This is a genomic window from Salibaculum halophilum (genome assembly GCF_002094885.1).
GTDB lineage: Bacteria > Pseudomonadota > Alphaproteobacteria > Rhodobacterales > Rhodobacteraceae > Salibaculum > Salibaculum halophilum.
The window spans coordinates 41,453-55,369 of sequence record NZ_MSIT01000012.1; the positions used below are offsets into that span (position 1 = coordinate 41,453).

The 13,917-nt window shown below is 69.8% G+C and carries 10 protein-coding genes; 5 read left to right on the forward strand and 5 right to left on the reverse strand.

Translation table 11 applies throughout. The annotated features are described in order from the left end of the window. Positions 1-102: 102 nt before the first annotated feature. From cobS to BU124_RS09635, 4 genes are all read left to right on the forward strand, one after another. On the forward strand, positions 103-1,089 hold the full coding sequence (gene cobS / locus BU124_RS09620) for a cobaltochelatase subunit CobS (protein ID WP_084863147.1): 987 nt from the start codon (positions 103-105) through the stop codon (positions 1,087-1,089). Positions 1,090-1,147: 58 nt separating this feature from the next. Next, positions 1,148-3,025: a cobaltochelatase subunit CobT gene (cobT, locus tag BU124_RS09625; RefSeq protein WP_084863149.1), complete on the forward strand. Its 1,878-nt coding sequence runs from the start codon at positions 1,148-1,150 to the stop codon at positions 3,023-3,025. Positions 3,026-3,105: 80 nt separating this feature from the next. After that, positions 3,106-4,905: an aminopeptidase P family protein gene (locus BU124_RS09630; RefSeq protein ID WP_084863151.1), complete on the forward strand. Its 1,800-nt coding sequence runs from the start codon at positions 3,106-3,108 to the stop codon at positions 4,903-4,905. A gap of 96 nt (positions 4,906-5,001) precedes the next feature. Then, a complete protein-coding gene (locus tag BU124_RS09635) occupies positions 5,002-5,343 on the forward strand; it encodes a DUF427 domain-containing protein (RefSeq protein WP_084863153.1) in 342 nt (113 codons plus the stop codon). A gap of 7 nt (positions 5,344-5,350) precedes the next feature. Here BU124_RS09635 and BU124_RS09640 read toward each other — a convergent pair whose 3' ends face one another. Next, entirely contained in the window at positions 5,351-7,039 is a 1,689-nt protein-coding gene (locus BU124_RS09640) for a chloride channel protein (protein ID WP_084863155.1), read from the reverse strand. Positions 7,040-7,103: 64 nt separating this feature from the next. Here BU124_RS09640 and BU124_RS09645 point away from each other — a divergent pair, with 64 nt between their 5' ends. Then, positions 7,104-8,477, forward strand: coding sequence for an FAD-binding oxidoreductase (locus tag BU124_RS09645; RefSeq protein WP_084863157.1), 1,374 nt, complete (start codon positions 7,104-7,106; stop codon positions 8,475-8,477). A gap of 64 nt (positions 8,478-8,541) precedes the next feature. Here BU124_RS09645 and recN read toward each other — a convergent pair whose 3' ends face one another. From recN to ftsZ, 4 genes are all read right to left on the reverse strand, one after another. Next, complete coding sequence (gene recN / locus BU124_RS09650; RefSeq protein WP_084863159.1) at positions 8,542-10,194, reverse strand: DNA repair protein RecN; 1,653 nt, start codon at positions 10,192-10,194, stop codon at positions 8,542-8,544. 9 nt (positions 10,195-10,203) lie between these two features. Continuing rightward, positions 10,204-11,058, reverse strand: coding sequence for an outer membrane protein assembly factor BamD (locus tag BU124_RS09655; protein ID WP_084863161.1), 855 nt, complete (start codon positions 11,056-11,058; stop codon positions 10,204-10,206). Between the two features lie 93 nt (positions 11,059-11,151). After that, entirely contained in the window at positions 11,152-12,069 is a 918-nt protein-coding gene (gene lpxC, locus BU124_RS09660; protein WP_084863163.1) for a UDP-3-O-acyl-N-acetylglucosamine deacetylase, read from the reverse strand. Between the two features lie 216 nt (positions 12,070-12,285). Beyond that, positions 12,286-13,911 (reverse strand): cell division protein FtsZ, encoded by a 1,626-nt coding sequence (ftsZ, locus tag BU124_RS09665; RefSeq protein ID WP_084863165.1) that lies wholly within the window; start codon positions 13,909-13,911, stop codon positions 12,286-12,288. Positions 13,912-13,917: the final 6 nt, after the last annotated feature.

The window sequence follows — 13,917 nt, forward strand, 5'->3', positions numbered from 1 at the left end:
GTTTTCGCCGGTCGCCTGCGCGCAGACGCCGCCACCCGCGCCCCTTGCAGGCCCCGGCGATATGGTGCATCCCGCCCCCGAGTTTGGAAGGGAGACCACCCCATGGCAGACGGCACGCTCGATCCCATGAGCAAACCGACCGAGGAGGTCTCGGTCCGCGATGTGTTCGGCATCGACAGCGACATGAAGGTGCGGGGCTTCGCCGAGGGTGGCGACCGCGTGCCCGAGATCGATTCGACCTACAAGTTCGACCCCGACACCACGCTCGCGATCCTGGCGGGCTTCGGCTACAACCGCCGGGTGATGATCCAGGGCTATCACGGCACCGGCAAATCCACGCATATCGAGCAGGTTGCCGCGCGGCTGAACTGGCCCTGCGTGCGCGTGAACCTGGACAGTCACATCAGCCGGATCGACCTGATCGGCAAGGACGCCATCAAGCTGCGCGACGGCAAGCAGGTGACCGAGTTCCACGAGGGCATCCTGCCCTGGGCGCTGCGCAACCCCGTCGCCATCGTCTTCGACGAATACGACGCGGGCCGGGCCGACGTGATGTTCGTGATCCAGCGGGTGCTGGAACACGACGGCAAGCTGACCCTGCTGGACCAGAACGAGATCATCACGCCGAACCCCAATTTCCGCCTCTTCGCGACGGCCAATACCGTGGGGCTGGGCGACACCACCGGGCTTTACCACGGCACCCAGCAGATCAACCAGGCCCAGATGGACCGTTGGTCGCTGGTGGCCACGCTCAACTACCTGTCCCACGATGCCGAGGCGGCCATCGTGCTGGGCAAGTCGCCGCATTACAATTCCGAGAAGGGCCGCAAGATCGTCGGCCAGATGGTCACCGTGGCGGACCTGTCGCGCACCGCCTTCATGAACGGCGACCTGTCCACGGTCATGAGCCCGCGCACGGTGCTCAACTGGGCCGAGAACGCGCGCATCTTCGGCGATGTGGGCTACGCCTTCCGGGTGTCCTTCATGAACAAGTGCGACGAGCTGGAGCGCCAGACCGTGGCCGAGTTCTATCAGCGCTGTTTCGACGAGGAACTGCCCGAAAGCGCGGCCAGCCTGAGCCTGGGGTGAGGCCCGCGCGGAAGAATTTTCTGGAAAATTCTTGCCGCTGGCCGCACAAGGGAGCGAGATGTCCAGACCCTCCGACAACCCCGCCGACCCGTTCAAGAAGGCCCTGGCCGAGACAACCAAGGTCATGGCCGAGGACCCCGACCTGGCGGTCAGCTTCTCCGTGGACCCGCCGGGCGCCACGCGCGAGACCGTGCGCCTGCCCCAGGTCAGCCGCCGGCTGACCCGCGACGAGGTGCTTCTGGCACGCGGAACCTCGGACGCCTACGCGCTGCATCACAAGTTCCACGACCCGTCGGTCGCCGCCCGCTACATGCCGCAGGGCCAGATGGCGCGCGACCTCTACAGCGCGATGGAGAAGGCCCGGGTCGAGGCCGTGGGCGCGCACCACATGCCGGGCACCGCCGGCAACATCGACGCCTCGATCGGGCATGAGGCCGAGCGCAAGGGCTATGACCAGATCACCGACAAGGGCGAGGCGCCGCTGCCGGCCGCCGCGGGTTACCTGATCCGGCACCTTGCGACCGGGCGCGACCTGCCCGGGGGCGCGGCCAATGTGATGGACCTCTGGCGCGGCTATATCGAGGACCATTGCGGCGGCACGCTGGCGGATCTTGGGTCCTGCCTGTCCGACCAGCAGGCCTTTGCCCGGCTCGCCCGCCAGCTGATCGACGACATGGGCTATGGCGACCAGCTGGGCGAGGATCCCGACGACATCCCCCAGGATGACGAGGACGAGGAAACCGGCGAAGAGGACCAGGACCAGCCCGACAGCGCCGGCGACGAGGACAGCGACGAGCCCGACGAGGCCGAGGCCCAGCCAGAACAAAGCCAAGAGGAGACCCAGGACGCCTCGGAGGCGCAGGTCAGCCTGGACGAGGACGCCAGCGAGGAGCTGGAAGAGGACATGGAGCGCCCCGAGGGCGAGGCCCCGCTGGACCCGCCCGCGCCGCAGCCCGTGTCCGACGCCGACCCGGCCTACACCGTCTTCAGCACCGATCATGACGAGGAAATCGGCGCCGAGGACCTGGCCGAGGCGGCCGAGCTGGAGCGCCTGCGCGCCTATCTCGACCAGCAGCTCGAACCGCTCAAGGGCGCGGTGGGGCGGCTGGCCAACAAGCTGCAGCGCCGCCTGCAGGCGCAACAGAACCGGTCCTGGTCCTTCGACCAGGAGGAAGGCATCCTCGATGCCGGGCGGCTGGCGCGCGTTGTGGCCAACCCCACGACGCCGCTGTCCTTCAAGGTTGAACAGGACACCGAGTTCCGCGATACGGTGGTCACGCTGCTGCTGGACAATTCCGGCTCCATGCGGGGGCGGCCCATCTCGATCGCGGCGATCTGCGCCGACGTGCTGGCGCGCACGCTGGAACGCTGCCAGGTCAAGGTCGAGATCCTCGGGTTCACCACCCGCGCCTGGAAGGGCGGCGCCTCGCGCGAGGGCTGGCTGGCCGAGGGGCGCCCGCAGGGGCCGGGGCGGCTCAACGACCTGCGCCACATCGTCTACAAACGGGCCGACGCGCCCTGGCGGCGCACGCGCGAGAACCTCGGGCTGATGATGAAAGAGGGCCTGCTGAAGGAGAATATCGACGGCGAGGCCCTGGAATGGGCGCACCGGCGGCTGGACCGCCGCGCCGAAGCGCGCAAGATCCTGATGGTGATCTCCGACGGTGCGCCGGTGGATGACAGCACCCTGTCGGTCAATCCGGCCAACTACTTGGAAAAGCACCTGCGCGACGTCATAGCCATGGTCGAAAAGCGCCGCGCGGTGGAACTCACCGCGATCGGCATCGGCCATGACGTGACCCGCTATTACGATCGGGCCGTCACGATCACCGACGTGGAACAACTGGCCGGGGCCATGACCGAACAGCTGGCCGGGCTTTTCGACAACGACCCGCGCAAGCGCGCCCGGGTGCTGGGGATGCGCCGCGTCGCCTGAGGGCGCGCCCCGCCCCGCCGCCGGGCCCGTTTGCCGGTGGTGCGCCGACGCGCTTATTTGCCAAGATGAAGGAAAAACCGATGTTCCAGACATTCGAGGCGGCATCAACGCCCGAGCAGGGGCCGCCCAGGCTGGCCGCCCTGCGCGAGGCCATGGCCGCGCGCGGGCTGGACGGCTTTCTGGTGCCGCGCGCCGACGCGCATCAGGGCGAATATGTCGCCGACTGCGACGCGCGGCTGGCCTGGCTGACCGGCTTCACCGGCTCGGCCGGGTTCTGCGCGGTGCTGGCCGGGGTGGCCGGGGTTTTCGTCGATGGCCGCTACCGCGTGCAGGTGCGCGACCAGGTCGCGGCGGCGTTCACGCCGGTGGACTGGCCGGAAACGCGGCTGGGGCCGTGGCTCTGCGATCACCTGTCCGAGGGCACGGTGGGTTTTGACCCTTGGGTGCACACGGTGCAGGAGGTTGCCGATCTGCGCGACACCCTGCGCGGCAGCGGGCTGGCACTGACCGCGACCGACAACCTTGTCGATGCCGTCTGGACGGACCGCCCGGCGCCGCCGGACGCGGCTTTTTTCGCCCATGACGCGGACCGCTCCGGCGAGACGGCCGCCGCCAAGCGCACGCGGCTGGCCGCGGACCTGCGCGACGCGGGGCATCGCGTGGCGGTGCTGACCCTGCCCGATTCCATTGCCTGGCTGCTCAACATCCGCGGGGCGGACATCCCCCGCAACCCGGTGCCTCAGGGCTTTGCGCTGCTGATGGACGATGGCACCTGCCAGCTTTTCGCGCGCCGGGGCAAGGCTGACGCGATTGCCGACCACCTCGGGCCGGATGTGACCGTGCTGGCGCAAGAGGCGTTTCTTGCCGCACTGACCGACCTTGACGGGCCTGCGCGGATCGATCCGGCCAGCTGTCCGCAAGCCGTGGCCGATGTCCTGGCCGAGCATGATATTGAGGTCGTCCATGCCGCGGACCCCTGCGTGCAGCCCAAGGCACTCAAGACCCGGGCCGAGATCGCCGGTACCACCGAGGCGCATCTGCGCGACGGGGCGGCCATGTGCCGCTTCCTGCACTGGCTCGACGAAACCGTCCCGGCCGGGGGGCTGACCGAGATCGACGCGGTCCGCGCGCTGGAAGGGTTCCGCCGCGACACCGGGGCGCTGCGCGACATCGCCTTCGACACGATCTGTGGCGCCGGCCCGCACGGGGCGATCGTGCACTACCGGGTGACCGAGGCCACCAACAGCCCGATTACCCCCGGCGAACTTCTGCTGGTGGACTCGGGCGGGCAATACGCCGACGGGACGACCGACATCACCCGCACCCTGGCCACCGGCCCGGTAGGCGCGGAGGAGAAAGCCTGTTTTACCCGCGTGTTGCAGGGCATGATCGCCCTGAGCCGGGCGCGCTTTCCGAAGGGCGTCGCCGGGCGCGACCTGGACAGCATCGCGCGCTATCCGCTCTGGCAGGCGGGGCTGGACTACGGCCATGGCACCGGGCACGGCGTGGGGGTTTACCTGTGCGTGCACGAGGGGCCGCAGGGGTTCACCCGTGCGCCCAGCCGCGGCCACGTGCCGCTGGAGCCGGGGATGATCCTGTCCGTCGAGCCGGGCTATTACCGCGAGGGCGCCTTCGGCATCCGGCTCGAGAACCTCGTGGTCGTGCAAGAGGCCCCCGCGATGGGCGACAACCGCCCGATGCTGTGCCTGCATACCCTGACCTGGGTGCCGATCGACCGCCGCCTGATCGATGTCGACGCCCTGACGCCGGCCGAACGGGACTGGATTGATCGCTATCACGCCGATACGTTGGCGCAGATCGGCTCGCGGCTGGATGGGCCGGCGCGGGATTGGCTGGCGGCCGCCTGCGCACCGCTGTGACACGCGGGGGCCCGTAGGGCTGGCCGGCGACCGACCTCTCGGGCAGGGTAGGCCTGCGCGAACCGAGACACCAACGCGCCAACAGGGAGAGCGAGAATGGCAGACCATATCAAGATCCGGCCGGCAACGGGCACATGGGTGGTGCGCGCCGGTGGCGCCGTTCTGGGCGAGAGCACCCGGGCGCTGGAACTGACCGAAGTAAATTACCCGCCGGTCATCTACTTCCCGCCCGACGACCTTTCGATGGTCTTTCTCGACCCCTCCGAGATCAGCACCACCTGCCCACACAAGGGCGCGGCACGCTACTACGACATCGTCGCCAAGTCGGGCACGCTCAAGGACGCCGCCTGGTCCTACGAGGACCCCAAGCCGGAGGTGTCGCAGATCGCCGGCCATATCGCCTTCTACACCGCGCAGGTGACGGTCGAGCAGGTCTGAGCACGGCTCAGCTGTGCTCTTCGGCCGCCGTGGCCGAGAGCGCGCGGTTGAAGGCCCGCAGGGCATCCACCTGGAACAGCGCGCCGCGCAGCTCGGGCGGTCCCGTGCCCTTCGCGGCCCGGACCACAGGGATGAAGTTGTGGTTGGTCGCTTCGAGCATCGGCATGGCCTGGTCCAGGGTCTTGCCCTCGGCGACATAGGTGCCTTCGCGGATCAGCCGGGCGCAGGCCTCGGGATCGGCGGCACGGGGGTGGTCCGTCGACCGCATGACGGACGTCACCCGGACCGTGGACAGCAGGTAGGCCTGCGGCCCCGCGGCCAGGTGCACGCCGCGCTGTTCCAGCTGGGTCAGGAAGAACGAGTGATCCACGAGCCGCGAGGCCACCGCCGAGGCCAGCGAGACCGTCACCATGACCGCCAGCCCGGTCTGCCAGTCGCCGGTCAGTTCGAACACGATCAGCGTGGTCGAGATCGGCGCGCCCAGCACCGCCGCGGCCACGCCGCCCATGCCCGCCAGCGCATAGAGCGCGGCCGCGCCCGACACGTCGGGAAAGAGGCTCGTGGCCACCATGCCGAAGGCCAGCCCGGTCATCGCCCCCACCATGAGCGAGGGCGAGAAGACCCCGCCGCCCATGCGCCCGCCGAAGGTCAAGGCGACGGCAACGATCTTGACAAGCGTGAAGACAACGGCCTCGTGAAACAGCAGCCGCCCCGTCAGCGCGTCCGAGGTCGTCTCGTAGCCGACGCCGATGATATGCGGAAAGGGGATCGCGATCAGCCCCAGCAGCAGCCCGGCCACCGCCGGGCGCAGCACCGGGTGCAGCCCGGCCCGCGCCTGGTAGTGGCTGGCGACCCGGTCGGCCCAGAACAGCCCGCGCATGAAGATCACCGCGACCAGCCCGCACAGCAGCCCCAGCAGCAGGTAGGCGGGCAGTTCCGCGTAGAAGGCCAGCGCGGTCTGGCCGGGGATGTAGAATTCGGTGACATCGCCATAGGCCAGGCGGCTGATGACCGTGCCCGCCACCGAGGCGATGACGATGGGCGCGAAGGCATGCAGCGCGAAGTGGCGCAGCACCACCTCCAGCGCGAAGAGCGCCCCGGCGATGGGGGCGTTGAAACTGGCCGAGACGGCGGCGGCCACGGCGCAGCCCAGCAGGTCGCGCCCGGTGATCCCGTCGGCCTTGATGCGCGTGTTCACCGCCGTGGCAATCAGCGCCGCGATGTGGACGACCGGCCCCTCGCGGCCCGTGGAGCCGCCGCTCGACAGCGTGATGAGCGAGGCCAGCGCCGAACCCAGCCCGCGGCGCACCTTGAGCCGCCCGTCGTAGAGCGCCGCGCCCTCGATCACGTCCGAGACCGAATGCACCCGGTGGTCGCTGGTGGTGTAGTGCAGGATCACGCCCACCGCCAATCCGCCAAGCACGGGGATTAGAACAAGCCAGTACCAGTCCAGCCCCGCCGCGACGCTGTGCAATTGCGCGACATCCTCGGTGCCGTAGAGCGCGGCCTGCAGCCGCTCGATCCCGAAGCGGAAGGCGACGGCGGCCAGGCCCGAGGCGATGCCCACGGCCAGCGCGATGAACCAGAACCGGACCTGCCCGCCGCCCGAGGTGCGCAGCACGCCCCACCCGCGCCGGCAGGCGGCAAGGGCGTCGATGATCCCCTGCCTCAGCGGCGATGTCGGTGGCTCGGCCATCGGATATCCCGGCTTTTCCCCTGCCCGCGGCTGGCCTAGGTTGGCGCCGAGGAGGACACCAAACATGCCCCACGACGCCGCCCTGGCCGCCCTTGAAACCGTCTTAGGCGATCGGCTGTCCCGCTCCAAGCCCGATCTGGAGGCACACGGGACCTCGGAAACCCATTTTCCGCCGACCCCGCCCGACGCGGTGGCCTACCCCGAAACCACCGAGGAGGTCTCGCGGATCATGGCCATCTGCACCGACCACGGCCTGCCGGTGGTCGGCTGGGGGGCGGGAACCTCGCTCGAAGGGCACGCGCTCGCCGTCCAAGGCGGGCTCTGCGTGGATTTCGCGCGCATGGCCCGGGTGGTCGAGGTGCGCGACACCGACATGGTCGCCCGGGTGCAGCCCGGCCTGACGCGCGAGGGGTTGAACGCGGAACTGCGCGCGACGGGGCTGTTCTTTCCGGTCGATCCCGGGGCCAATGCCAGCCTAGGCGGCATGGCGTCCACCCGCGCCTCGGGGACGACGGCGGTGCGCTACGGCACCATGCGCGACGCCGTGCTGGCGCTGGAGGTGGTGCTGGCCGACGGGCGCGTGATCCGCACCGGCAGCGCGGCGCCCAAATCCAGCGCGGGCTACGACCTGACCGCGCTGATGATCGGGTCCGAGGGCACGCTGGGCCTGATCACCGAGCTGACGCTGCGCCTGCAGGGCCAGCCCGAGGCCATCGGCGCGGCCACCTGCGCCTTCGAGACGATCGATACGGCGGTCGAGGCGGTGACCGAGACGATCCAGACCGGCCTGCCGATGGCCCGGATCGAGTTCGTCGACGCGGCCACGGTCGCGGCCGTCAACGCGCATTCAAAGGCCGATTTCCCGGCCCGGCCCCACCTGATGGTGGAATTTCACGGCACCCCGGCGGGCGTGGCCGAACAGGCCGAGCGTTTCGGCGAGATCGTGGCCGAGCACGGCGGCACCGGCTTTGCCTGGGCCGACCGCCCCGAGGACCGCAGCCGCCTGTGGCGGATGCGCCACCAGGCCTACTGGGCGATCCTGGCCGCGCGCCCGGGCACCACGGCCATCGTCACGGATGTCTGCGTGCCGATCTCGGCGCTGGCCCGGGCCGTGGCCGAGACCCAAGCCGACATCGCCGCCGCGCCGATCCCGGCGCCCATCCTCGGCCATGTCGGCGACGGCAATTTCCACGCCATCCTGCTGATGGACCCCGACGCCCCGGCCGAACGCGCCGCCGCCGAGGAGCTGTCGCGCCGCATGGCCGAACGCGCCCTGCGCCTGGGTGGCACAGTAACCGGCGAACACGGCATCGGCATGGGCAAGCTGCGCTACATGGCCGCCGAACACGGCGCCGGCTGGGAGGTCATGGGCACGCTCAAGCAGGCGCTGGACCCGCAGGGCATCCTCAACCCAGGCAAGATGCTGCAGCAGGATTGACATTTCCTGCGCTCGCTCTCGTAAAACTGGGCCTTTATGCGCCCAAATTTTTCTTTTTCGAACCTCAGCCCGGCACAGCCGCCAATAGCGCCCGGGCCGCGGCGCGGGCCTCCTCCGTAACCGTCCCGCCCGCGAGCATCCGGGCGACCTCGCCCTCGCGCGCGGCCCGGTCAAGCGGCGTGACCGTCGTCAGCGTGGTCTCCTCGGCCTGGCGCTTTTCCACGCGCCAGTGATGATCACCGAGGGCCGCGACCTGCGGCGAATGGGTGACCACCAGAACCTGCCCGCCCCGCGACAGATCGGCCAGCCGGCGGCCCACGGCATCGGCCGTGGCCCCGCCGACGCCGCGGTCGATTTCGTCGAAGATCAGGGTCAGCCCTTCGGCATGGCGCGTCAGGCAGACCTTGAGCGCCAGCAGGAAGCGCGACAGTTCCCCGCCCGAGGCGATCTTGTTGAGCGGCCCGGCAGGCGCACCGGGGTTGGTGGCGACCTCGAAGGCCACGGCATCCCGGCCCTCGGGGCCGGGCTCGGCCTCGGCCAGGTTCGTGGCGAAGACCGCGCGCTCCATCTTCAGCGGGGCCAGCTCGTCGGCCATGGCCGCGTCCAACGCCTCGGCGGCCTGCGCGCGCGCCGCGCTAAGGTCCGCGGCGGCGTTGTCATAGGTGGCTTGCGCCGTGTCCACGGCCTGCTCCATCGCGGCCAGATCCCCGGCCCCCCGATCCAGTGCGGCGAGCCGGTCCCGCAGGGTGTCGGCAAAGCCGCCCAGGTCGTCGGGGGCCACGCCGTGCTTGCGCGCCAGCGCGCGGATGGCGAAGAGCCGTTCCTCGACCTCTTCCAGTTCGGCGGGGTTGAATGACAGCGCCTCAAGGCAGGTTTCGACCCCGGCCTGCGCCTCGCTCAGCTCGGTCATGGCGCGGTCCAGCGCGGCCATGGGATCATCCAGCCGCCCCTCGGCCGTGTCGGCGGCCCCGTCCAGCCAGCGCAGGGCATCGCCCATCATGCCCTCGGCGCCCTGCGGGCCGAGGGCCTCGAGCGCCCGGGAAATGTCGGCGCCGATCTTTTCGGCGGCCTGCATCAGGCGGCGGCGGGCATCCAGCGCCTCGTCCTCGCCCGCTTCGGGGGCCAGCGCATCGAGTTCGGCCACGGCATGGCGCAGGTAATCCTCTTCCTCGGACAGGGCGTCAATCCGGGCGCGCGCCTCTTGCAGGGATGTCTCGGCGGCGCGCAGATCGCGCCAGGCCCGGCGCACCGGACCCAGGTCATGCCCGCCGTGCGCATCCAGCAGGTCGCGATGGCCCCGGGGGTTCAGCAGACCCCTGTCGTCATGCTGGCCGTGCAGTTCAACCAGCGTGTCCGAGACGCGGCGCAGCACCTCGCCAGAGGCGCGGCGATCGTTGATCCAGGCGGTCTTGCGCCCGTCGCGGGTGTTGAGACGGCGCAGGATCAATTCGCCCTCGTGGGTGATCCCGGCCTCGTCGAGCACGGCGCGCGCCGGATGGCCCGCGGGCAGGTCGAAAACGGCCGTCACCTCGCCCTGTTCGGCCCCCTGGCGCACCAGATCGGCCCGCCCGCGCCAGCCCAGCACGAAGCCGAGGCTGTCCAGCAGGATGGACTTGCCGGCCCCGGTCTCGCCGGTCAGCACGTTCAGGCCCGGCTGGAACTCGAGCTCCAGCCGGTCGATGATCAGAATGTCGCGAATGTCGAGATGCCGGAGCATGCGTGGCCCCTAGAGCCACGCGCCGCGGATCATCTGGCGGTAGATGGCCGAAAGCCAGTTGTCCCCGATCGAGGCCGGTTCCAGCCCCTGCCCCGTCAGCAAGGCGTGGCTGTCCTCGTACCACTGGGTCGATTGGTAGTTGTGGCCGAGGATCGCGCCCGCGGTCTGCGCCTCGTCGGTCAGCCCCAGCGACAGGTAGGATTCGACCAGCCGGTGCAGCGCCTCGGGGGTGTGGCTGGTGGTCTGGAAATCCTCGACCACGACGCGGAAGCGGTTGATCGCGGCCGAGAAATGATCGCGCTTGAGGTAGTAGCGCCCCACTTCCATTTCCTTGGCCGCCAGGTGGTCGAAGGCCAGGTCGAACTTGAGCGTGGCCGAACGGGCGTAGTCGCTGTCGGGGTAACGCTCGATGACCTTGCGCAGCTCCTGCAGGGCATTCGTCGTCAGGCCCTGGTCACGGCCGATCTCGTCGATCTGATCGTAGTAGCTCAGCGCGAGAAGATACTGGGCATAGGCCGCGTCGCCATCCGACGGGTAGAAGTCGATGAACCGCTGGGCGCTGGCACGGGCATTCGCGTAATCGCCGTCCCGGTGATAGGCGAAGGCCTGCATGATGAGCCCGCGCTTGGCCCACTCCGAGTAGGGATAGAGGCGTTCGATTTCGCCGAAGTAATAGGCGGCGTCATCCTCGCGCCCGCGCTCGAGATCGTATTCGCCGCGCTGGAAGATTTCCTCGGGGCCGTATTGCTCCAGCGCGCCGGGCTGGCGCGGGTCAAAGCCGCCACAGCCGCCAAGAAGCGCCAGGGAAAGCACCCCGGGCACGATAACAGACCTTAGGTTGACAGCTCTGCCGCGGCCCGACATCAGGCGCCCCCGCTCACGTTTCTTCGGCCGGACCCCCGGCGCTTGGATGTGGGTCTAGCACATAAAAACCGGGGGCAAAACGCCAATTTGCCTTCAGGCCACGGCCGGCAGATCGGCCAGCGTCAGGCCGACGCCCGGCAGGTGCGCGCCGATGTCCGCGTCGCAGGTCCGCCAGGCCCAGGCGTCCGGGCGCGCAAAAAGCGCCTGCAAGAGGGCGTTGGTCACCGCGTGGCCGGCGCGCTGCCCGCTGTAGGCGCCCAGGATCGGCGCCCCGGCGGTATAGAGGTCGCCCAGGGCATCCAGCATCTTGTGGCGTACGGCCTCGTCGGCCCGGCGCAGCCCGCCCGGCGACAGGACCTGCGCACCGTCCACCACGACGGCGTTGTCGTAGCTGCCGCCAAGGGCCAGGCCCCGTTCGCGCATGGCCGTCACGTCATCCGCGCGACAGAAGGTCCGGCAATCGCAGAGTTCGCGCGCGAAGGTGCCGTTGGCGAGGTTCAGGGTCTTGCGCTGATGGCCGATCGCGGCGTCCGCGAAGGCGATCTCGAACGAGATGCTCAGGATGGGCGCGGGGTCCAGCCGCGCCTGCGCGTCGCCCATCTGCACCGTCACCGGCGCCAGAACCTCGATGACGCGCAGCGGCGCGTCGAGCCGCTGGATGCCGGTCCGCAACAGGCCGGTGACAAACCGCGCGGCCGACCCGTCGAGGATCGGCACCTCGGGGCCGTCGACATCGACCAGCAGGTTGTGAACACCGCACCCCGCCAGTGCGGCCATCAGGTGTTCGATCGTCGAGACGCTGACGCCGGCCTCGGACTGGATGCGGGTGTTGAGCGGGGCCGCGATGACACTGTCCCAGCGGGCGGGCACCCGCGGGCGGCCCGGCAGGTCCACCCGACGGAAAACGATCCCGTGATCGGCGGGGGCCGGGCGCAGGGTCACGCGGGCAGCTTGCCCGAGGTGAAGGCCGATCCCGTCGAACGTCAGGTCTGATCTCAGGGTCGTCTGCACGGGGCACCCGTCTTCGTTAACTTCCGGTTACTCCTTATGCGCTGCGGCGTCATGGCTCAATTCACTCTTTGCGACCGACTGAAACACAGTCCTCCGCGCTGAGCGGCGGCTTGCCGAGACCGCGGCGTTCAACCGCCAGCCCATTGATCTTCATATGAAAAGGGCCGCCCCGGGGCGGCCCTTTCACGCAAGATGTAATGCGAGGAACGGCGGCTCTCAGTTGGCCTGGCGCCGCAGGAAGGCGGGAATCTCGATACGCTCTTCATCGGGATCGACGTCGTCCTCCGCCGGCGGTTCGCTGTGTTCCGCGGCCTCGGCCCGCTGGCGCGGCATCGACGTGACCTCCGGCTGGGCCCGCTCCCGATGCTCCTCGCCATGGCCGGTCATGCGGTTGATCAACCCGTTGAGCCCGCCCCGCCGGGGCCGGGCCTCGTCCTGTGGCTCGGCGCGCTGCGCGGGATGCTGCGCACCGGGCTCGCCCCCGCGTGCGCGCGAGGCGGCGGCGCGCAGACGATCCAGCGTTTCCGGCGAGGTCGTGCCGGCCGCGGGGCGCTGCGGCGCAACGAAGCCCTCGGGATCGGCGTCGATCTGCGGATCGGGCGCCTCGACGCGCGGCTGATAGGCCGGTTGCGGCAGGTCGTCCTCGGCGGCCGCGGCGGCGGCCGGGGCATCGAAGATGTCCTCGGCCTGCTCGTGGGCCGTCTCGTCGTGGTCCACGCCGGGGCCGTCGAACAGCGTCGGCTCGGCTGCGGCCTCGGCGGCCGCCTGATAGTCGGGCTCCGGGTCGGGCTGGCGCGCGGGCGCCTCGGCCTCGACCTGCTGGGTCAGCGGTGCGGCCATGGACCGGCGCGGCAGCGGCACGTCGCTGGTCTTTTCGGCGGCGTCGATGCCGGTGGCCACCACCGACACGCGCATCTGGCCCTCCATCCCGGTATCCAGGGTAGACCCGACGATGATGTTGGCGTCGGGGTCGACCTTTTCGCGGATCTTGTTGGCCGCCTCGTCCAGTTCGAACAGCGTCAGGTCGTAACCGCCGGTGATATTGATCAGCACGCCCTTGGCGCCTTCGAGACTGATCTCGTCCAGCAGCGGGTTGGCGATGGCCTTCTCGGCGGCCTGCACGGCGCGCTCGGCGCCCTCGGCCTCGCCGGTGCCCATCATGGCCTTGCCCATCTCGTCCATCACCGCGCGCACGTCGGCGAAGTCCAGGTTGATCAGGCCGGGCCGCACCATCAGGTCGGTCACGCCCTTGACGCCCTGATAGAGCACGTCGTCGGCCAGGGCGAAGGCCTCGGTGAAGGTCGTGTTCTCGTTGGCCAGCCGGAACAGGTTCTGGTTGGGGATGATGATGAGCGTGTCCACGACCTTCTGCAGGGCCTCGACGCCCTCTTCGGCCTGGCGCATGCGCTTGCCGCCCTCGAACTGGAAGGGCTTGGTCACGACACCAACGGTCAGTACGCCCAGCTCGCGCGCGGCCTGGGCGATGATCGGGGCCGAGCCGGTGCCCGTGCCGCCGCCCATGCCGGCTGTGATGAAGCACATGTGCGCCCCCGCCAGATGATCGACGATCTGCTCGATGCTCTCCTCGGCGGCGGCGGCGCCGACGGTGGCCCGCGCCCCCGCGCCCAGCCCCTCGGTCACCTTGACGCCCATCTGCACCTTCTGATCCGCGCGGGACTGCTGCAGTGCCTGGGCATCGGTGTTGGCGACGACGAACTCGACGCCCTCGAGCTGTTGCTCGATCATGTTGTTGACGGCATTGCCGCCGGCCCCGCCGACGCCGAAAACGCTGATGCGCGGCTTGAGCTCGTCTTGTCCGGGCATGGAGAGGTTCAAGGTCATGATGTC

Bases quoted from the DNA above. Each gene is read 5' to 3' on its own strand.
- cobS (WP_084863147.1), top strand. From the start codon at position 103: ATGGCAGACGGCACGCTCGATCCCATGAGCAAACCGACCGAGGAGGTC.
- cobT (WP_084863149.1), top strand. From the start codon at position 1,148: ATGTCCAGACCCTCCGACAACCCCGCCGACCCGTTCAAGAAGGCCCTG.
- BU124_RS09630 (WP_084863151.1), top strand. From the start codon at position 3,106: ATGTTCCAGACATTCGAGGCGGCATCAACGCCCGAGCAGGGGCCGCCC.
- BU124_RS09635 (WP_084863153.1), top strand. From the start codon at position 5,002: ATGGCAGACCATATCAAGATCCGGCCGGCAACGGGCACATGGGTGGTG.
- BU124_RS09640 (WP_084863155.1), bottom strand. From the start codon at position 7,039: ATGGCCGAGCCACCGACATCGCCGCTGAGGCAGGGGATCATCGACGCC.
- BU124_RS09645 (WP_084863157.1), top strand. From the start codon at position 7,104: ATGCCCCACGACGCCGCCCTGGCCGCCCTTGAAACCGTCTTAGGCGAT.
- recN (WP_084863159.1), bottom strand. From the start codon at position 10,194: ATGCTCCGGCATCTCGACATTCGCGACATTCTGATCATCGACCGGCTG.
- BU124_RS09655 (WP_084863161.1), bottom strand. From the start codon at position 11,058: ATGTCGGGCCGCGGCAGAGCTGTCAACCTAAGGTCTGTTATCGTGCCC.
- ftsZ (WP_084863165.1), bottom strand. From the start codon at position 13,911: ATGACCTTGAACCTCTCCATGCCCGGACAAGACGAGCTCAAGCCGCGC.